A 19,156-nucleotide genomic window follows, 5' to 3' on the forward strand; every position below is an offset into this window, starting at 1 on the left:
GTGCCTTCAGTCGGTCTTGATCCGGTTCTTTTTCACGAAGATCGCCAGAGCCACCAGCACAGCAGCTCCGATGAGAATCCATTTGGCGATTTTGTCTCCCTGATCAGGCTTCAGCGGATCAAAGTTTGAAGGATAGGAAGACGCGACAGGAGGCTTGTCGTTGGCAGCGATGATTGCTTTCGTCCAGTCACGGGAAGCGGTGCGAGTCCATTCCAGATCATCCTGGGGTGCGTAACAAAACAGAAACAGCAGCTTACCCTCCACGTTCATCACGGTCGCGGTCGCGGCAGAGATCTCCTCTACCGGTTCTGCTTCCTCTGCTGCCCCCTCTTCTGGTGGCAGATAGATTGTGAGAAACATCGATACGGCCAGCGCATGCGAGGATTCAAAATGAGGCTCAAACGGGACCAGCTGAGAAACTTCGATCGCGGTCGCCAGGTCGAACTGCTCCTGAATGCCGGTATTGAGCCGCTCGTAAATTTTGGGATCCTTGGCTTTGATTTCCTGAATGATCTGCCGGTATTCGCGCTTGGTCGCTTTTTTCAATTCCAGAAAATTGACGAGACCGACGACCTTGTCTTTGAGTTTTCGGTTGGCCTTCAGAATGAATGTCCGCTTGAGTTCCGGCAGTTCCCCCTGCAAAGCAGCCGGTGCTTCTGCTGCGGAGATATAATAGGCTACGTTTTCATTCAACAGGTCGGCAGAGTCCACCAGCTGGCTGTAATGGTAAACTTCTTCCATCGCGGGAGTCACCAATACGAAACCTTCTGGTGCGGGTATCTCCAGAGTCTTCCCGCCGACCTCAAACTCATCTGCAGTAACGGTTCCCAGTAAACACATCACTGCAAACAAGCTCAGCAGCACAAACTTCATTCCGCATCCCTTCAACCAGACCTGATACACAATTGAACAGACATCATGTCACATCGCAGGGGGAGACCGCAAGCAGTAACCGACGAAAACAGGGAGATCGTCGTTGATTCAAGAGCACCGTTGGTCAGCCGCATCGTTACATCAGCAGCAGGGCACCCACAAAAATGGCCGCCGCCAGCAGAAGCACCACCAACAGGACCGTGAGATAGACTCGAGGCGAAAGATTACCCGGATCGTCGTCCGCCGTGATCCTGCCTCCACTGATCTGCAGCAGCCAGTCAGGCAGCTGACCATAGATCGTATACAGCGTGCCGAGGATTATCCCCAGGGCCAGCAACAGTTGCAGTTTGAGATCACCCCCGCCACGGATCAGCGTCCAGCCGAGCAGGGACGCTAACAAAATCACCAGCAGTCCGGCTGCGATCTGTCTGGGAGTCATTGAGAGCGATTACTCCGAGTGTGTCTGCCGCGTAATCCAAAGCATCGCGCCAGACCAGACTGCGATCCCGAGCCAGGCGAGCGTTCCCAAGCCCAGAGACCGGAACATGGCAACGCGTCCGGCCATGCCCCCTGAATTGTTTGGCAGACAGAGCTCGGCAATCACCAGGCTCACAACTCCGAGCAGGGCACACAGGGAAAAGACGATCAGAAAGACCCAGTATTGTTTACGTGAAATGGAAAACGATTTCATCAGAGAACCTCAGGTTTACCAGCGAGTCGAAACTTCGTAACTGTGTTATCCGGTTTGATTATGTCTGGCTGTTGTTTCTGAAATCAAGTTTTTTCTGCAAACGGAAATCAGGTTAGTCGGCAATCTCGCGAAATGTGAGACTGATCCGCGGACCGGCGTCCGCGTCGCGAGGAATCGCGTGCTGCCAATCGTCCTGGATCTCATTCCGCATATACAACAGATCGCCGTTTTGTAATTCGTAGGAATACTTTTCTTGCGGATCCTGTCTGCTGCGAAACGAAATTGCTCTGGTCGCACCCAGCGAAACAATGACTACACCAGTCCCCGCCTGCAGCTCCTCTGTAGAATCGCTGTGATAGCCCATTGTGGACGTTCCATCGGCATAATAATTCAGCAGACAGTTGTTTGGCAGGAAACCGATCTCCTCCGCGATGCGCTCACAGACCGGTTCTAACGCGGGCAGCATGACGGTCCACGGATAAGTGATTCCCGAATAGTTGTAAGCCACACCAAAGCTGGCAGTCTTACGGGCTTTCATTCTCTCATCCCAGACGACCTGCTCACGCAGCAACGTAAATAACTCCGTCGCCTGATCCAGAAAGGCGGGAATGAGCTCCAGCTGTGGTTCCGGCATGGCAGATTGTCTCCGTTGAATACTGGTCAGTCCAATCACTGTCCCAGCAACTGACCAGCGCCGCAGTGAAACCGCTTTGATTTTCCATTCTGCATGATAGACCGGATTTCCACCGATTCGGTTCGCCCTGGCAGAACAGTCTGCATTCACATCCCGGTACTCAGGTCGATGCAGGACTCGAATGCGGTTCAAATTTGACAATTCTGACCTGCGCGGGACTGTCGATCTTCGCCAGGGCATGTTGCATGACGCCGAGCGACCAGTCTTTGCCCCGATTCCCGGACCCCGAACCAATCAGGGGAAAAGCGACGCTCTGGAATTCATGTTCGTCGACCAGCTTCATCGCGTTGATGACGGACTGCGTGACCGAGTACTCGGTTGCGAACCAGAGCAGGTTGATCCCGGCGACGTGGATGATACCGCGATAAGGTAGACGTCCTGCGGATGTCAGCCGGGCTTCTCCCAGGGGGATCGCACCTTGTTTCGCGACCTCTTTAAAGGGCGTCGTTCCTCCCTGTTTCTTGATCGCCCCCGAAACGCCTTGAGGTAACAACAACCACCAGGGAATCACGTTGCGGTTCCAGCTGTTGACGATCACTTCCACAGGTTGCTCAAGAATATTCCCGCTGACAATTTCCACATTCATCGATTCGACCAGCTCCAAAGGTGTCTGTTATAAGAGGGGACGACCTCTCCCTCCTGTCAATCAGACACACTCAGGCTCATTTTTTGTGCCTGTTTCCTGATTAATTCCCCGAACCTGGTCGCGCCAGGGAAGTGATCTGCGGGCATCGTCGCCGGAATAGTATTTTTGAATCTGGTCTACGGTCACTTCGGGAGCCAGCTGGTTTACGATCCGGGAGACGCGATACCATTCACCGCCGAGAATAAACAGCATCCAGATCAGCCCGAACGGAACGCCGTAAATTTTGTACTCGATGTATAAGCCGAACAGCAGCGCAAGGCAGATCGCCATCCAGTTAATTAACGTAGGATACAGGTCAAACCGTTTCATCGAAGGGCTTCCCCTTTTTTCAATCCATGTTACCGCACGGTTTCCGACTCATCCAGAGCGATTTAGTCGGCTGTCCCGGTCTGAATCTGTAAGTCTCTACTGCAACTGAGATTGGAGTGGTTCATAAATCCCGGGCGGTACCAGCTGCTGTTTGACCGTCGCCAGTTCATCCCGCGAAAACCACAATACTTTGAAAGGGACTCCATCCGATTCCGTTCCGGTTTCGGGCAGTGCCTCGCGCACTGAGTCGTCTATTGAGCAGAGATAGTGGAACATGATTTCATGTTCCGGAATCCCTTGATATTCAAAGTGGGATTCATGAAAACCGAGGAACTGCAGCGCGTGCGCTGTGATGCCCAGTTCTTCAAACAGTTCCCGTTTCGCGGCTGCTTCCAGGGTCTCGCCGAACTCCAGACCGCCACCCACGGGAATATAGAACAGAAACTCGCGGTGCGGATCATAGCCCTCCGCCAATAGAACCTGCCCCTGATGGATCACGGAAATGATGACTTTGTTACGGATCTGCATGCCTGGAGTATGTCTTATTCAAGGTTGATGGTCGGTGTTGACAATCAGGACGAAATAATCAGTTTTCCGTGATCTCCGTATACGGAAATGGGATGTTGCTTCGTTGAAGTCTGTGGCAGCGGACACTGAAAATGCCAGGCTTCGTAACCGGTCGTCGATTGTACTTCCAGACGGGCTCCGGTTTCAAACTCCAATGTCAAACAACCGTCATGCCGGGCAATTGCTGACATCAGCCGGTAACCGAGCAGGTAGTCGAGCCGTTCCAGATCCGCGCGCCAGAAACCGGCCCCCGGCTTCGTCCCCCGCAGCGTGCGCGAGCCGTCGACATCGGTGATTTGCAGTTCGTCCTCGAACTCAATCAGTGACCTCACAGCTTCTTCGTCTGCGAAGACGAGGCCCGTCAGCCCGGTCTCCTGAAATGCGATCAACGTATCACCGGCGAGGGGCAGCAGCAGATTGCGTCCGCTATAGCTGAGCGTTTTCATTGATCTACCTGATACGCCTCCCCGCTCTGAGGGGTCTCTGGTTCATACTCAATTCCGGCTTGATGTAAGGCGGCCATCGAACGAAAGGCCACTTCGCCCCATTTTTTTCGAACCGTTTCGGGCGCATTCGGGGGGATCTTACGCCACTCATTCGCGAGGAACCGGATCTGATTCGGTTCCAGCCAGAGTGCCAGTCGCCCTTTTTGCTGTTCTTGATCCGCATTTGTGAGCCCGGCGTCATCGCGAAGCCGATCACGGGCAGTCGCCAGTTGTTGTTGATAGTTTTCCTGGAATAGCTCAAGCAACACCTGTTCCAATATTGCCTGAAGGTTCCAGAGCACACGCTGCTCCGCCTGATCGGCAATTCCTAAAATCGAATCTTCCGAGAATCGGGAGAGCAGTTCGAAGAGTACCAGTGCCTCATCTTCAGTCAGATTCAGTTGCATCGTTTTGATTTCTATCTGAGTTTTGGAGACCGCCGGTGACAAAGCGATCATGAAACGTCTGCACGGTCGTTCGTAATCGGTCGTCCAGCAGTGGCAAAACCTGTTGCGAAATTTCTGCAGGGACGCCGCCATAAAAGGGTTCGGCGATCGCACCGGCGATACAGGCCATGGTATCGGCATCACCGCCCAGTGAGATTGCGTTGCGGATGGCCGATTCGAAATCGGTCGATTCCAGAAAAGCGATGATCGACTCTGGTACCGAGCCCTGGCAGGAAACATCAAACACATAATGGGGACGGATCTCTTCCAGCGTTCTCTGCAGATCGTACTGAAATTCATGCTCGACAAAGTCCTGAATCTCTGCTTTCGACTTTCCAGTACGTGCCAGAAAGACACAGGCCGCTGTGGCCTGAGCCCCATAAATTCCCTGCTGATGGTTGTGGGTCACCTCGGCGGACTTTTTTGCCAGGTAGAGGCAGTCGGCCATTGTTTCTGCAGCATAAGCCACGGGGCTGACCCGCATGGCAGAACCGTTCCCCCAACTCTGGTAGGGCATGCGCTGTCGCAACTGAGCCCAGGTCAGAAACGTGTGTCCGTAGCCGGCATCCGGATAGCGTCTGACATATCGCTGCAGCGTGCTGACCAGATCAGAGTCATGTAACAGCCAGTCCGCAACCGCGGCTGTGAGCACTGTATCGTCGGTGAATGTCGACTCTTCGCGAAACAGATAGAACTGCGTCGACTTCGTCGGCACATGCTCGAAATAAGAACCGATCACATCACCGGCAATAGCACCCCACATTACGGAATCCTCACTGCGACAGGGCAACGGAATTTGTTATTCATCTCAAGGCAGATCATAGAATCCTCTTGATTTAAATGACGACTGGGAGCCCTCACAACAGCAGCTCTCCAGTGAGCCACCATTCCAGATACTTCGACAGTGAGGGAGCGCAACAGGTTCGACTGTCCTCTTCGTGGCTCCATACAAATACATCAGGCCGGCGGATGGCTCCGGCCTGAATTGGAAAAGCGAACTGATCTCCATTCCCGGCGTCGGCAAAGAACAGCAGGTGATCGAAGGGCATATACAGTTCGGGAAAGTCCGGGTTCTCACGAAAGGCCTGGTTTTCCTGGACGATGCGTTCCAGCTGCCAGATCAGCCCCAGACCGTATTCGCCTTCGACGCCATTCGATTCCTGCAGCAGGCTCGCCAGGTCTTCCGGCAGTACCACGCCCAGTTCTGCTTCCGCCTGCTGAATCTCGTGCCGTTTGGCACCGGGGAAGAATTCTGCAGCGCTACATAACTTCAGAATCTGTTCTTTCCATGACATAGTTCTATTTCCCGACTCCTGGAAATTCGAGTACATCCATTCCGAGTGCGTTCTGGTGATACTGAGTTTATTCGACTGCAAAACGGACCCGGAACTGACGACGGGCCAATTTGCGTTGCGGCGTTAAAACCGTGTAATTCTCGCTCAACTCCAGATCCATCAGATCATCGTCATCCGCTGTCAGGCTGTTCCCACTTCTGTTGCTGCCGGAATCCGAATCCTCGATCACTGTCAATACGCCGCTGATCTGCAGTCCTGCTGCTGAGGCAAGACTGTCTGCTTTTTTACGCGCCTCCATCACGATGGAATGCAGGACTTCCTCAATCGTCTGATTTTGACTCGAGTAACAGGCCTGAGGTGCCTTCATTGTAAAAGACCTCTTCAACGGTGAGAAAAATGATCTCTTCTTTGCTGAAAACATCTGCTCGACTTTTCCCATGGCTTTGATCAGTTTAGTGATGTCTTTGTGACTGATCTGCAGGGAATGAGCGATCCTTCTCCAGTTCTCATCATAATACCAGTCTCGATCTCCATTCCCCTCCAGAATATTTTCTTCCGGGATGCCGGATTGTTTCAGCACCGAGATGACCTCGTCTCGTAATTTCAATGATTCCTCGAAACAGGATTCTCGACCGGGTTTACGACTGTTGACGACGACCTGAACTTCAGCCTGATACGAGTCGACACAACGGTCAGTCGCAGATTGTGCGATGACTTCGATAAAGCGAGCGGATTCGGACATGAAAGACAGCCTTTGTGAAGGGCCCGTTGATGTGAGTGGATTGATGAATCTTGAGAAGTGTCTTTCACTTCAGAATAGCAGCGGCAATTGCTGTGCTCAAGAAAATTATCAATGTCACTTTTACCAGTCAGGATTGAGAACGACAGACGCCCAGCAGACAGGACGTGCGACTCTCTTTTGTGCGCGTGAACTGAGATTTCCTGCTCGCTGCGCTCGGCCCGAATTGCATTCGGGCTCACCCCGATTTTTGGGGATTCGTTCCCGTTAAACCCGGCGTGCGTTTTACTCAGACGCCGAAGACTTCTTCGAGGGCGGCGCGCATCACCTGGGGATCGGGGTCCACGCCGGTCCAGAGCTGGAAACCGATCACGCCCTGGTTGACGAGCATGCCCAGACCGTCGAGGGTGGTGCAGCCGGCTTTGGCGGCTTCGCGGAGCAGGTGGGTCTCGGGAGGATTAGGAATCACGTCCGAGACAATCATGTTCGATTTGAGAGAAGCGAAGTCGAGCGGGAAGACGGCGTCGACATCGGGAAAGAGACCGATCGAAGTGGCGTTGATGACGACGTCCACATCGTCCGCGAGGGTATAGTCGCCTTCCCATTTCGTGAACGTGGTGGGAACGCGGGTCTTTTCCTGCAGCAGCTGCGCGAGCGCTTCGCCACGCTCGGTACTGCGGTTGACGATCGTGATTTCAGCTGCTCCTGCGAGGGCGGTTTCCACGCCGATCGCGCGGGCCGCGCCACCGGCACCAAACATCACGATCTTTTTACCGGACGGGTCAGTCACTTCTTTTAACGACTGCACGAAACCTTTGCCGTCGGTGTTCTCGCCCAGCAGCTGATGGTCTTTGCGGACGATACAGTTCACGGCCCCCATCATCGCGGCGGCATCGCTGATGCCATCGAGGTACTGGATGACTTCGACTTTATGCGGGATCGTCAGATTCGCACCGCGGAAGCCCATTGCCCGCAGACCGCCGACGGCCTGGACCAGATTTTCGGGAGCCACTTCAATTGTCAGGTATCGCCATTCCAGACCACAGGCATTGTAGGCTGCTTCCATCATGCACTGCGTGGGGTTCTCTGCGACCGGTTGTCCGAACACACACGTCAGTTCCTGTTTGAAGTTGAGCGGCTGATTCATGTCGTGCTTTCTCCCTGTTGTGTCTGTTGGTCGCGAAGAAAAGGGGCTCCGTTCAGGCTACGGATTCGTGCCAGCCCAGGGCATCAAAAATCCGCTTGCAGGCCTGCGAACGGTTCAACACGTAGAAGTGCATGCCCGGAACACCCGCATCGATTAGCTCCTGGCACTGCGCGATGGCGTATTCCACGCCGATCTCAAACTGGGCGTCGAGGTCATCCTGAGCGGCTTCGAGCCGGCCCACGAGCTCGGCAGGGAACTCGGAACTGCACATCGACATGATCCGCTGGATCCGCCGGTATTCGGTGATCGGCATGATGCCGGGGATGATTGGACGGTCTATGCCTGCCTGGGCACAACGTTCCTGGAAGCGATAGAAGTGCTGGTTGTTGAAGAAGAGCTGGGTGTAGATCGCATCTGCGCCCGCATCCACTTTTCGCTTGAGGTTTTCCAGATCAGCCTGTGGAGTCAGCGCCTCGGGGTGCACTTCGGGGTAGCCGGCGACGCCAATGCCCATCTCGGGGAAATTCTCACGAATGAGGGTGACGAGTTCACTGGCATACTTCAGACCGCCGTCCGCGGGAATGAAAGTTTCTTCCCCTTTGGGTGGATCCCCACGGAGCGCCATGATGTTTCCGATGCCTGCCTCGCTGGCTTCCTTCAGCCAGTCAACCAGTTGCTCCCGCGTGGAACCGACACAGGTGAAGTGGGCCGTCGCGGTCGAGTGCAGGTCTTTCTGGATGGTATCACAGAGTTCGATGGTTCGCTTGCTGGTAGATCCGCCCGCGCCATAAGTACAGGAGACGAAAGCAGGTTTGTAACGAACCAGTTCCTCCAGTGTACGAAACAACTCTGCATCGCCACTTTCATTTTTGGGAGGAAAAATTTCAACAGAGAGACCAAAGGTTCCCGAACGATAAATTTCGCTGATTCGCATTATCTTTTCTTGTCTCGAAGGGGTGAGGCGAACTCGGTACGAGTTTATACCACGAAGTTACGACTCGCGTAGTGTATAAATTATGGGTTTTGCCGGTCAACAAATCTGCATTTTCTATTGCCAGTCCGGCTGGATTTACCTATCTTGCAATCAACGCAGAGACCATTCTACCTGACTATTTGCCAACTCCTGAAACAGCGGCCTGAAAGGCAGACTGTGATCGCAATCTGAGATGGGAGCGAGAGGCACTCAACCAGAGGTGGCCCGCTTCTGAGCAGGGTAGCGTCTCTGGCCGAAATCGATGAAACCCGCTGAGATTCATCGTCAATTAATTGGTCTGCTTAAGTAAAGCAACTATAATAACATGATTCAAGTCGGTTTCCGCTTGAAGATGAATCAAATTTCCCCTTTTCCAACTGAATCAACAAGGATTGAGAATGTCCACCGAAACCAACCCGTTGCCGTATAAAGTGAAGGATTACAGCGAAGAAGAATTCCAGAAACTCGCTGCCTGGGGTCGCAAGGAAATCGAGCTGGCAGAAACGGAAATGCCAGGTTTGATGGCACTGCGGGAAAAGTACGGTAAAGATCAGCCTCTGAAAGGAGCCCGGATCGCCGGCTGTCTGCACATGACCATTCAGACCGCTGTGCTGATCGAAACTCTGACCGCACTGGGCGCTGAAGTCCGCTGGTCCAGCTGTAACATTTTCTCCACCCAGGATCACGCTGCTGCAGCGATCGCTGCCACCGGTGTTCCCGTCTTCGCCTGGAAAGGGATGAGTGAAGAGGAATTCGACTGGTGTATCGAGCAGACTCTGTTCTGGCCCAACGGCGAAGGTCTGAACATGATCCTCGACGACGGCGGCGACCTGACCGTGATGGTCCATGAAAGGTATCCCGAGCTGCTGAAGGAGATCAAAGGTCTGACCGAAGAGACCACGACCGGCGTGCACCGCCTGCACCAGATGTTCGAACAGGGTAAACTGGGCGTTCCCGCCATCAACGTCAATGACTCCGTCACCAAGAGCAAGTTCGACAACCTCTACGGTTGCCGGGAATCTCTGGCTGACGGCATCAAACGGGCTACCGACATCATGATCGCCGGCAAGGTCGTTGTTGTCTGTGGTTACGGTGATGTGGGTAAAGGCTGTGCCGACGCGATGAAAGGCCTCGGCGCCCGCGTGCTGATCACCGAAATCGATCCGATCTGTGCTCTGCAGGCTGCTATGGAAGGTTACGAAGTTACCACCATGGAAGATGCTGCCAGCCGTGGCGACATCTTTGTGACCTCTACCGGCTGCTGCGACGTCATCCGGGGCGAACACATGGACCAGATGAAGAACGAAGCCATCGTCTGCAACATCGGTCACTTCGACTCTGAAATTCAGGTCGCCTACCTGAAGAACCGCAGCGATATCGAGCAGATCGAAATCAAGCCACAGGTCGACAAGTTCGTCTACCCCGACGGCAAAGCGATCATCGTGCTGGCCGAAGGTCGTCTGGTCAACCTGGGTTGTGCCACCGGCCACCCTTCGTTCGTGATGTCCAACAGCTTCACCAACCAGGTAATCGGCCAGATCGAACTCTGGAACAACGAAGACCAGTACGAAATCGGCGTCTACATGCTGCCTAAGCAGCTGGACGAAGAAGTCGCCCGTCTGCACCTGGAGAAACTGGGCGTGAAACTGTCCAAACTCACAGACGCACAGGCTGAATATCTTGGTATTCCAGTAGAAGGCCCTTACAAGCCGGACTACTACCGCTACTAAGAGTAACACGGCTTTAATTGAATCAGGACCTCCGAATCGCTGCAACAGTGATTCGGAGGTCTTTTTATGCGCCGCGTCAAAGTCTGATTGTCACATCAGAAGCCAGTTTCTATAATCCGGGAACGGTCTGGCGTTGAGGGATCACTGCCGGACCGTTCCGCTTTCATTCCTGAGACAGGATGTGCTCTGCATGCTGTTTTTTCGATTACACGAACAGAGAAAGATTCTCCCATGACACAAGCCTCATCGCGCCGTGACTTTCTGAAACAGACCGCTGCCTTTTCGACAGGACTGGCCGTCTCCAGCTGGGCCGGTTCCCTGCTGGCCAACACCGCATTGAACCAGCCTCTGTATAAGATCTCCCTGGCTCAATGGTCGCTGCACCGGGCTCTGCGCGGGGGCAAACTGGACAACCTCGATTTTGCCAAAGTCACCAAAGAAGAGTTCGGCATCAATGCGGTCGAGTACGTGAACCAGTTCTTCAAAGATAAAGCTGAGGACAAGAAATACCTGGCGGAAATGAATAAGCGGGCCGCCGACGTGGGCGTCAAGAACGTGCTGATCATGATCGACGGGGAAGGGGCTCTGGGTGATCCGGATGCCAAGAAACGGACCCAGGCAATTGAGAATCATCACAAGTGGGTCACCGCTGCCAAGACACTGGGCTGTCACTCCATCCGTGTGAATGCCCGCAGCAACGGCAGCTACGAAGAACAGCAGAAGCTGGCCGCCGATGGTCTGCGTCGTCTGACTGAATTCGCCAAAAAGTACGGCATCAACGTTCTGGTGGAAAACCACGGCGGATTGTCGTCTAACGGTGCCTGGCTGGCCGGTGTGATGAAGATGGTCAACATGCCCGAATGTGGCACGCTGCCCGACTTCGGCAACTTCGTACTCGATCGTAAAACCGGCGAGCAGTACGATCGCTACAAAGGCGTCAAAGAACTGATGCCTTATGCCAAAGCCGTCAGTGCCAAAACACACGACTTTGACAAAGATGGCAACGAGATCAACACCGACTATGTGAAGATGATGCAGATCGTTCTGGACGCCGGCTATCACGGTTACGTGGGCATCGAGTATGAAGGCAAGAAACTCGATGAGTACGCGGGCATCAAAGCCAGCAAGAAGCTGCTGCTCAAAGTTCGCGAAGAGCTGACTCCCGAGGAAACTGCTGATCCCTGCTGTGGCCAGGAAGGGTACTATGTACCGCAGCGTCGTCGCATGTTCCGTCGGCGTCTGTTCCGCAGATAAGCGAAATCCGGACAGTCTGTCTACATAAAAAAACGCCCCAGTGTCCTGATGACAGCTGGGGCGTTTTCGATTTCGTGATGACTACGATGCGCGGTGTACTTTGGAGACATCGCGGTCGGAGAGAATCTCGCGTGCGACATCGGTGACAAAGTTGTCTGCGCCCAGCCATTTTTCTTTCTTCGGTGCGGGAGCACCCACATTCATACCGACGCCCGGTTTCCAGAGGGCGGGGAGGGTATGCTTGATGGCTGACATGTAAGTCGTAAATACCGGGTACTTCGTATCGGGATTGTCCTGCTGATAGTTGTCCATTTTTTCAACCAGCTTGTTGTGGGCAATCTTGGGATGCCGATGGTGCGGCCCGTGAACGAAGATGTCAAAGTTAATGTAAGTGCAGATCCGGGTGATCAGACCATTGCCAATCACGGTCCGGGTGCCGAGCAGCGGATCGTAACTCTTCATTCCCAGGTGTTCGGTGAATTTGCGGAAGGTCTGAATCACACTGGCCACCCAGTGAGGAATGACCCAGGCTACGATGAACGGACGCCAGAGCGAGAACCAGGCAATGGTTCCCAGGACGGCAGCCCAGAACACAGCCATCGCCGCGTATTCCAGACGCATGGTGCGAATGACCTTGGGGTTTTTAACCGGAGTGTTTTTGCTGAAACAGAGCCGACTGTAGACGAAAGGTGACGTGAAGAATCCGAAAGGGAACTCCAGCCAGCAGAAGATACGTCGGAATGTCAGAGACGTTGTAGGATCGGAGTACGGCCACAATTCCCAGTCACCGGGCTTATTCAGATAAGCGTGATGACGGATATGGGCTTCCCGATAAGCGGTATAAGAGACCAACAGTCCGGTGCCGATCGCGCGGCCCAGCCAGACGCTGACCCAGGTCTTACCACAGATTCCCTGGTGAGATGTTTCATGGAAACAGCTCGACCAGCAGAACATGCTGTAGGCAGCAATGATCGTCCAGCCGACCTGGAAGTACCAGGCAGGGGAGGGCCATTGGAATGCCAGCGCCATGATCGCGATGGATCCGAACAGTGAATGTGAAAAACGGGGAGTTGTCGATTTTGTTTCGAGATCTTCGATCTCTTTAGCAGTGAAAAGGGTCACTGACATCGCACGTACCTCCTGGTTGTGCTCAGACTTTCAAAACGGTTCGTTTAAATACGTATCGGAAAGTTGAGCTTGTGCCACATCAGGTGAGTTGCAACTTTTAGACCAGATAATCAGGAGCTGCAGCAGTTTTTACCCAGTCTGCTTATCTTTCCGACACATTAAGGATATGTCGCGAAAGAACGTGTTGCATAAAAGAATCACCAGACAAATGGCACAACCTGGATAACATTGATAAATTGTATCGATTAGATAATTTATATCAGTTACCCCAGGCGCTGACCAGAAAATTTTTGCAAATCGGCCCAGAAAAGTATTCTGGCGTTCACTTCTTCTTCTGTTCTGGCAGGTAGAGATAGGTCTTGGGGAAGAGTTTTTGTGTCATCAGTACAGTTTTGGACTGACCGCCATTCCAGATATCCCACTTAGGATCGGCATAGCGGGCAAAAAACTGATCGAGCTCCTGTTTCAGCTCGTCTTTTTTCTGCTTGTACTGGGCATCATCGATCAGGTTATTGTGTTCTTTTGAATCCTGGGTCAGGTGATAGAGTTCGTTGGGCGATTCATGATAGCGTTCGATAAACTTCCACTCTGGTGTCCGAACGGCCCGCACGTTTTCGAATTCGTAGAAGACCTCTTCCTTCCAGGGAATCTGTTTCCCCTTGAGCACGGGAGCAAAGTTACGTCCGGGGCGGGCGGGCTTGGCCGGGATTTTATCCTCGAGACCGAGGTAGTTAAGCAGAGTCGGATACACATCGTAATTGGCGACCATCATCTTCTGCCGGGCTCCCTCCACGATCTGACCTGGCTGAGAAAAGATCAGCGGAATCGTCAGCGTCCAGTCAAAGGCGGTTAAGGGGCGGGTGTGATCGCCCATGCCCCAGTAGCCGCTATGGCCGCCGGAAAGCCCCTGGTCGGCTGTGAAAATAACCAGCGTATTTTCACGGAGACCAAGCTCTTTGAGTGTCTGCATGATTTGCCCGACACCATCATCCACGCCTGAGACTTCCGCTGCATATTTGCGAATGATGCCCAGGTCTCCGATCCAGTCTCCGTAGTTGAAGTTCCAGGGCTGCGCTTTTTCCCGCGGGAAGGAGGGGAAGGTCAGCTGTTCGTATTCTTCCTTGAAACGGTTTTTAATCGGCTCCTTCATCGCGGAACCCAGTCCATAGGGACCGTTATACGCCAGGAACAGGAAGAAGGGTTTATCCTGATTCTGTTTGATGAACTTGATACCGTGCTGCGTCCAGAGATCGGTCAGGTAGGTCGGTTCTTTGTGAATCTTTTCGTCTTCGATCACTTCCTGATCATAGAATCCGGAACTCGCGCCGTGCGGCTTGGTGATCCAGTAGGAAAAACCTTCCTGGGGATAGAGGTTGTCGCCCAGATGCCATTTGCCCGAGAGTCCACAGACGTAGCCGGCGTCATGCAGGATCTGGGGAATGGTCTGAAATTCCTCCAGTGTATTGTAGGAATCGGGACCGGTCTGGATGCGTGGCCTGAGATAACAGTGCACGCCATGCTGACAAGGCATGAGTCCCGTAAGGAAGGTTGCCCGCGTAGGCGAACAGACCGCGTTGTTGGCGAAGGCCCGCGTAAACAGCGTGCCTTCCTGAGCCAGCTGATCAATGTGCGGCGTTTTGATGTCTTTGTTGCCGTAACAACCCAGCGTCCACTCCCCGTGGTTGTCGGTCATGATGATCACGACGTTGGGCCGCTTCTGTTGCGCGGCCTGCAGAAAACCGGCACTTACCAGCGCGACGACAACGATCAGACAACGTACGACAGAGGAATTAAAGAAGCGTGACATGAGCAGAACCTTCCGGTAAGAAAACAGAAAACGCTGGCCAGGTTGAGCACTTTCAGCATGCCGCATTCGATTCTGTTTTGCAAGTCGTCTGCCTGATGACGACCCATTTCATTGGCTCTGCCGACCTTCGCCGCATCAATAATGCGGCGGTTTCTCCTCGAGGGGGTCCCGTCCTTCGTCCTCTTCTTCGAGTGTCCCGATGCGGTTATCCAGTAACTTCATGGATCGACTCAGTTTGTCCAGCACATCATTCTGATGCAGGATCGCCGTGTTCAATTGCTCAACATCGTGCTGCAGGTGCATCAGCACCGATTCAATCTGGTTCAGGCGGGAAGAGACTTCTTCCAGGGGAGAAGCTGATTCACTCATGGGACTTTGATCTTTCGGGAAAGCGGCTTTTCAGCGGGGTCCAGCCGGTTATGATGTAGGGAGATTTTATTCGCGCACGGTCCACTTTGAAACAGGCTCAGGTCAGATTCATCATGATTCCCGCATTTCGACTTCGCTTGCTGATGTTGTCCCTTCTCTTTACGCTGTTTCAGGCCTTGCCGGCAGAGGCAGCTCAGCAGCGGTTTGAGGTCCAGTTTACGGAGGCCGTCCATCCACAGCCGTTTACGGGGCGCGTCTATCTGTTCTTCACCCGCTCCGGTCGTGAGCCCCGGCTGGGTCCTTCGTGGTTTAATCCGGAGTCCTTCGTGGCGCGGGATGTTACCAACTGGAAGCCGGGCGAGCGGCTCGAATTTTCTGCCAAGACTCCCGGTCTGCTCTCTTATCCAGACCCGTATGCGGACATGAATCTGAACGGTTATCAGGTGCAGGCTGTCGCACGTTTCAATGCAGGGGAACCGAAGATCGGCACCGGCCCGGGCAACGGCTATAGCCAGGTTCTCCGTGTGCCCTCCGTGGTCTCGACTCAGCCGCCGTTGTTAACTATTGATTCACTGGTACCCGCGAAACCGTTTCCCGAAACCCGCTGGAGTAAACAGATCCGGGTGCGTTCTGAACTGCTTTCCAGGTTTCATGGCCGCGAGACATTTCTGGAAGCCTCGGTCTTACTGCCACAAAGTTATTACAGCCAGCCGCAGCGGAAATATCCCGTCATCTATTCCATTCCCGGGTTTGGCGGCGACCATCTGCGGGGAATCCGGAATGAACCGATTGCCGAACAGAATGAGCAGGGGGTTGAGTTTCTGCGGGTGCAGTTGAACCCTCAGTGCCAGTGGGGCCATCACGTGTTTGCCGATTCCGCCACCAATGGCCCGGTGGGGAAAGCCTTCACGACTGAGTTCCTGCCGGCACTGGAAAAGTCTTTCCGGGCGATCCCCCATCCACGGGCGCGATTCCTTACCGGTCATTCCTCGGGAGGCTGGTCTTCGCTGTGGTTGCAGATTACTTATCCCAATCAGTTTGGCGGAACCTGGAGTACCGCTCCCGACCCGGTCGACTTTCGCGACTTTCAGCTGATCAATATCTACGAAACGAACAGCAACGTCTATCGTGATGCGAATGGCCGACCACGGCCATTGGGGCGTCGTGGCGGGAAACCGATCCTCTGGTTTGAACCATTCGCGAAAATGGAACAGGTGCTCGGTTACGGCGGTCAGCTAAGAAGCTTTGAAGCTGTCTTTTCCCCGCGTGGCGCTGACGGCAGGCCACTGAAACTGTATGACCGGGAGACGGGGAAGATCGATCCCCGGGTTGCCGAAACCTGGAAAGCGTATGACATTCGCCTGATTCTCGAGGAGAACTGGGAGAATCTGGGCCCGCAACTGGCGGGTAAAATCCACGTCTTCATGGGTGAGGAAGATACGTTTTACCTGACGGGAGCCACGGTGCTGCTCAAACACTCGCTGGATAAACTGAATCAGCAATTTGACGCGCAGTCGGTCGTAGAAATTCATCCTGGTAAAGATCACTCGACGCTGATGACCCGGGAACTGGTGATGCGTATCCGCCGCGAGATGGTGCAGGCGTTTCTCGCGCATCGGGCAGAGATCGAATCCGCGCTGAAAACAGAGTCCCGGTAAACCGGGCTTCGGTCAGCTGCCGATATAGCGGGCGTAGACCGTTTTAGCGACCGCGGGATCGTCGGTCCCTTTGATGATTGCGCGTCCGTCGCGGAACAGGCTGATTTCGTAGTCGGGGTTTTTCAGATTCAATCGCAGCAGATAAGGATTGAAGTCGACCTCACCGGAGTGCTTCAGTTTTTCTGCCAGATCTTCAAAGACAATCTTACCTTTATCGGCGGGAGCGACCTGTACCGCGTTACGACCACAGAGCCGCGTGGTGCGTGAGCCCTGTTCCCCTTTCAACCAGACGCGTTCTCCCTGGTGACAGGCTTTGCAGCCCGATTTTTCTCTGAGGTCCGCGACGCTCATCTGTCGATACGAGCCTTCCCAGATATCGACCACGGTGAGTACCGGTTTGATGAGATCTTCTTTCCCGGCGAGCAGCTTGATCGCATCGACGGCTTCCAGGGAGGCGATCACATTGACCGTGGGTCCCAGAATACCCGCGGTGTCGCAGGTTTCGGTGCTGCCCGGTTCGGGAGCGGTATCGATCAGACAACGCAGGCAGGCGGTTTTGCCGGGTAGAATGGTCATCGTCTGACCGGTACTGCCGATACAACCGCAGTAGATCCAGGGGATGCCCAATTCGAGCGAGACATCATTGATCAGATACCGGACTTCGAAGTTATCGGTGCCGTCCAGGATCAGGTCGACGTCTTTGGCGAGGGACAGAATATTGGTATGGTCGATGTCGGCGACAATCGGCTCGATGTTGACGGTACTGTTGATCTTCTTCAGTTTTTCAGCAGCTGCGATTGCCTTGGGCAGTTTGGCTGCGACGTCCGACTCATCAAACAGAACCTGCCGCTGCAGGTTGCTGATCTCGACGAAATCGCGGTCGACAATTTTGATCTGTCCCACGCCTGCGCGAACCAGTGTTTCCGCGAGTACGGTTCCCAGCGCTCCACATCCACAGAGTAAGACGCGGCCCTGCATCAGGTTCGTCTGACCCGCTTCGCCCAGTTCAGAAAAGAGGACCTGACGACTGTAACGTTCCAATTCCGGTTTCATGCTTGCTGACTGCCCGTATGCTGAATGAAGTATTTCCTGAGTCTTATTCTAGCATTCCCCGCCAGGGAAAACAGGGGCGGCGGCAATCCTCGGGTGGTAAAACAACGAACCCCGCTACCTTCGCAGCGGGGTTCGTCTCTGCATACTTCAATTTTTCAACACGGTGCCTAGTCGACACTGATCTCCTGCAGCAGTGACACAAACTGTGGTTTGATCAACTGCTGGTTGGTTTCAGCCCAACCCTTGGAGGCGACATTAACCGTGATCTTCGGTTTGATCCAGGTGGTTGGCCCCTTGGTTTTGACTTTGACGAACGGTGCAAACTGCTCCAGTTTGGGCAGTCTCTGCTGCCATTCTTCCAGAACGTCTGCTGGAATGTCGGTCGCGTTGAGCTTACCGGCATAGGTCAGTTTTTTATTAAACGAGGACGCCAGCAGGACTGTATCGATCCGTCCGTCAGGCAGGGTCGTGTAACCGACCAGCAGACAGTCGAACTCGGGCAGTTGTCCCGTGGTTCCCTCTTCTTCGGGAATCATTTCCTTGCCTGCTTCTTCGGTTCCACCAGCGAAGTCATTTAGAGCATCTTCGAGGTTTTCAGCCCCGTCACCCTCGTGCTGCTTAGCCTGATCAACGATGGTAGAGACGAGGTTCACGTTGGCGGTCTTACGCACTCCCCAGTCGTCAAACAGGGAATCGAATTCAAATCCACCTACAATCGCAAAGGCCCCGACGGTCAGTGTCAGTCCCCAGACCGCCATGTCGAGTTTCCAGGCTCCTTCGGGGAACCGGCTGATGGTGGGTCGCCAGATTTTGAACGGGTTCAGAACGATACTCAAGATCCCGAATTCCGCTGATTTGGAAACCGCATACAGATAGGCGATAAATTGACCGATCAGGAACATCAGCGCTCCTGCGCTCGCCTGGGTCAAAGTCCACAAGCAGAGTTCTGCCGGGTTCTGGGTGAGAAACCGCCCTGCGATACTCAGTCCGATCGAACCGATGACTCCCAGTCCCAGGACCCAGGCCCATTCGGGAATCAACTCCCAGATGGTCTGTGGCTGAGGTTTTTGCTCGGTGCCTGCCTGCAGATCCGGCTGGCCGACACATTTGCCTAACGCGGGATAATAGCCACATTTCGGACACCAGGAAGAGAGTCCCCAGGGTTCGTGCGTACCACATTCGGAGCAGGTTGGCTGTGAATGAGTCGCTTGAGACTCCTCGAGTAACTGATGCTGTTGCGGGTTCATATCTGATTTGGCCCTGTTTTCTGTTGGCGTAGATTGGCGGTAGAT

General features: G+C 54.0%; 22 protein-coding genes. 3 read left to right on the forward strand and 19 right to left on the reverse strand.

Annotated features, from left to right (window positions below; all coding sequences use genetic code 11):
- Positions 1–6 precede the first annotated feature (6 nt).
- The 14 genes from HG66A1_RS31545 to metF form a co-directional block, all read right to left on the reverse strand.
- Positions 7–873 (reverse strand): hypothetical protein, encoded by an 867-nt coding sequence (locus HG66A1_RS31545; protein ID WP_145193535.1) that lies wholly within the window; start codon positions 871–873, stop codon positions 7–9.
- A 136-nt stretch (positions 874–1,009) separates the two neighbouring features.
- Positions 1,010–1,312: a hypothetical protein gene (locus HG66A1_RS31550; RefSeq protein WP_197996905.1), complete on the reverse strand. Its 303-nt coding sequence runs from the start codon at positions 1,310–1,312 to the stop codon at positions 1,010–1,012.
- Between the two features lie 9 nt (positions 1,313–1,321).
- Positions 1,322–1,564 carry a hypothetical protein gene (locus tag HG66A1_RS31555; protein WP_145193537.1) on the reverse strand — a complete coding sequence of 81 codons (243 nt, stop codon included), beginning with the start codon at positions 1,562–1,564 and terminating at the stop codon, positions 1,322–1,324.
- Between the two features lie 112 nt (positions 1,565–1,676).
- Positions 1,677–2,390 carry an alpha-ketoglutarate-dependent dioxygenase AlkB family protein gene (locus tag HG66A1_RS31560; protein WP_197996906.1) on the reverse strand — a complete coding sequence of 238 codons (714 nt, stop codon included), beginning with the start codon at positions 2,388–2,390 and terminating at the stop codon, positions 1,677–1,679.
- A complete protein-coding gene (locus HG66A1_RS31565; protein WP_145193539.1) occupies positions 2,359–2,844 on the reverse strand; it encodes a macro domain-containing protein in 486 nt (161 codons plus the stop codon). The genes HG66A1_RS31560 and HG66A1_RS31565 overlap by 32 nt, the downstream gene beginning before the upstream one ends.
- Before the next feature lie 60 nt (positions 2,845–2,904).
- Positions 2,905–3,213 carry a hypothetical protein gene (locus HG66A1_RS31570; RefSeq protein WP_145193541.1) on the reverse strand — a complete coding sequence of 103 codons (309 nt, stop codon included), beginning with the start codon at positions 3,211–3,213 and terminating at the stop codon, positions 2,905–2,907.
- A 96-nt stretch (positions 3,214–3,309) separates the two neighbouring features.
- Positions 3,310–3,741 carry an NUDIX hydrolase gene (locus HG66A1_RS31575; RefSeq protein WP_145193543.1) on the reverse strand — a complete coding sequence of 144 codons (432 nt, stop codon included), beginning with the start codon at positions 3,739–3,741 and terminating at the stop codon, positions 3,310–3,312.
- Between the two features lie 44 nt (positions 3,742–3,785).
- Complete coding sequence (locus HG66A1_RS31580) at positions 3,786–4,226, reverse strand: DUF6188 family protein (protein ID WP_145193545.1); 441 nt, start codon at positions 4,224–4,226, stop codon at positions 3,786–3,788.
- Positions 4,223–4,672 carry a hypothetical protein gene (locus HG66A1_RS32295; protein WP_197996907.1) on the reverse strand — a complete coding sequence of 150 codons (450 nt, stop codon included), beginning with the start codon at positions 4,670–4,672 and terminating at the stop codon, positions 4,223–4,225. Before HG66A1_RS32295 ends, HG66A1_RS31580 begins: the two co-directional genes overlap by 4 nt.
- Positions 4,653–5,474 (reverse strand): ADP-ribosylglycohydrolase family protein, encoded by an 822-nt coding sequence (locus HG66A1_RS31590; protein WP_145193547.1) that lies wholly within the window; start codon positions 5,472–5,474, stop codon positions 4,653–4,655. Before HG66A1_RS31590 ends, HG66A1_RS32295 begins: the two co-directional genes overlap by 20 nt.
- 94 nt (positions 5,475–5,568) lie before the next feature.
- The gene (locus HG66A1_RS31595; RefSeq protein ID WP_145193550.1) at positions 5,569–6,006 is read right to left on the reverse strand and encodes an SMI1/KNR4 family protein; all 438 of its coding nucleotides are present in this window, start codon (positions 6,004–6,006) and stop codon (positions 5,569–5,571) included.
- Positions 6,007–6,073: 67 nt separating this feature from the next.
- Positions 6,074–6,748, reverse strand: coding sequence for an SIMPL domain-containing protein (locus HG66A1_RS31600; protein WP_145193552.1), 675 nt, complete (start codon positions 6,746–6,748; stop codon positions 6,074–6,076).
- A gap of 286 nt (positions 6,749–7,034) precedes the next feature.
- A complete protein-coding gene (aroE, locus tag HG66A1_RS31605; RefSeq protein ID WP_145193562.1) occupies positions 7,035–7,892 on the reverse strand; it encodes a shikimate dehydrogenase in 858 nt (285 codons plus the stop codon).
- Positions 7,893–7,944: 52 nt separating this feature from the next.
- On the reverse strand, positions 7,945–8,826 hold the full coding sequence (gene metF / locus HG66A1_RS31610) for a methylenetetrahydrofolate reductase [NAD(P)H] (RefSeq protein ID WP_145193564.1): 882 nt from the start codon (positions 8,824–8,826) through the stop codon (positions 7,945–7,947).
- A 437-nt stretch (positions 8,827–9,263) separates the two neighbouring features.
- Here metF and ahcY point away from each other — a divergent pair, with 437 nt between their 5' ends.
- The gene (gene ahcY / locus HG66A1_RS31615) at positions 9,264–10,595 is read left to right on the forward strand and encodes an adenosylhomocysteinase (RefSeq protein ID WP_197996908.1); all 1,332 of its coding nucleotides are present in this window, start codon (positions 9,264–9,266) and stop codon (positions 10,593–10,595) included.
- Positions 10,596–10,826: 231 nt separating this feature from the next.
- Positions 10,827–11,849 (forward strand): sugar phosphate isomerase/epimerase family protein, encoded by a 1,023-nt coding sequence (locus tag HG66A1_RS31620; RefSeq protein ID WP_145193566.1) that lies wholly within the window; start codon positions 10,827–10,829, stop codon positions 11,847–11,849.
- 81 nt (positions 11,850–11,930) lie between these two features.
- Here the strand turns inward: HG66A1_RS31620 and HG66A1_RS31625 are convergent, their stop codons facing one another.
- The 3 genes from HG66A1_RS31625 to HG66A1_RS31635 form a co-directional block, all read right to left on the reverse strand.
- The gene (locus HG66A1_RS31625) at positions 11,931–12,977 is read right to left on the reverse strand and encodes a fatty acid desaturase family protein (RefSeq protein ID WP_145045854.1); all 1,047 of its coding nucleotides are present in this window, start codon (positions 12,975–12,977) and stop codon (positions 11,931–11,933) included.
- A 322-nt stretch (positions 12,978–13,299) separates the two neighbouring features.
- Entirely contained in the window at positions 13,300–14,784 is a 1,485-nt protein-coding gene (locus tag HG66A1_RS31630) for a sulfatase (protein ID WP_197996909.1), read from the reverse strand.
- Positions 14,785–14,919: 135 nt separating this feature from the next.
- Positions 14,920–15,153 (reverse strand): SlyX family protein, encoded by a 234-nt coding sequence (locus tag HG66A1_RS31635; RefSeq protein WP_145193570.1) that lies wholly within the window; start codon positions 15,151–15,153, stop codon positions 14,920–14,922.
- Between the two features lie 113 nt (positions 15,154–15,266).
- On the opposite strand from HG66A1_RS31635, the gene HG66A1_RS31640 reads away from it, so the two are divergent.
- On the forward strand, positions 15,267–16,811 hold the full coding sequence (locus HG66A1_RS31640) for an alpha/beta hydrolase-fold protein (RefSeq protein ID WP_145193572.1): 1,545 nt from the start codon (positions 15,267–15,269) through the stop codon (positions 16,809–16,811).
- Between the two features lie 12 nt (positions 16,812–16,823).
- On the opposite strand, the gene HG66A1_RS31645 is transcribed toward HG66A1_RS31640, so the two are convergent.
- A complete protein-coding gene (locus tag HG66A1_RS31645) occupies positions 16,824–17,864 on the reverse strand; it encodes a ThiF family adenylyltransferase (RefSeq protein ID WP_145193573.1) in 1,041 nt (346 codons plus the stop codon).
- A 167-nt stretch (positions 17,865–18,031) separates the two neighbouring features.
- Complete coding sequence (locus HG66A1_RS31650) at positions 18,032–19,111, reverse strand: hypothetical protein (RefSeq protein ID WP_145193575.1); 1,080 nt, start codon at positions 19,109–19,111, stop codon at positions 18,032–18,034.
- Between the last annotated feature and the right edge of the window lie 45 nt (positions 19,112–19,156).

The organism is Gimesia chilikensis (assembly GCF_007744075.1).
Lineage (GTDB): Bacteria > Planctomycetota > Planctomycetia > Planctomycetales > Planctomycetaceae > Gimesia > Gimesia chilikensis_A.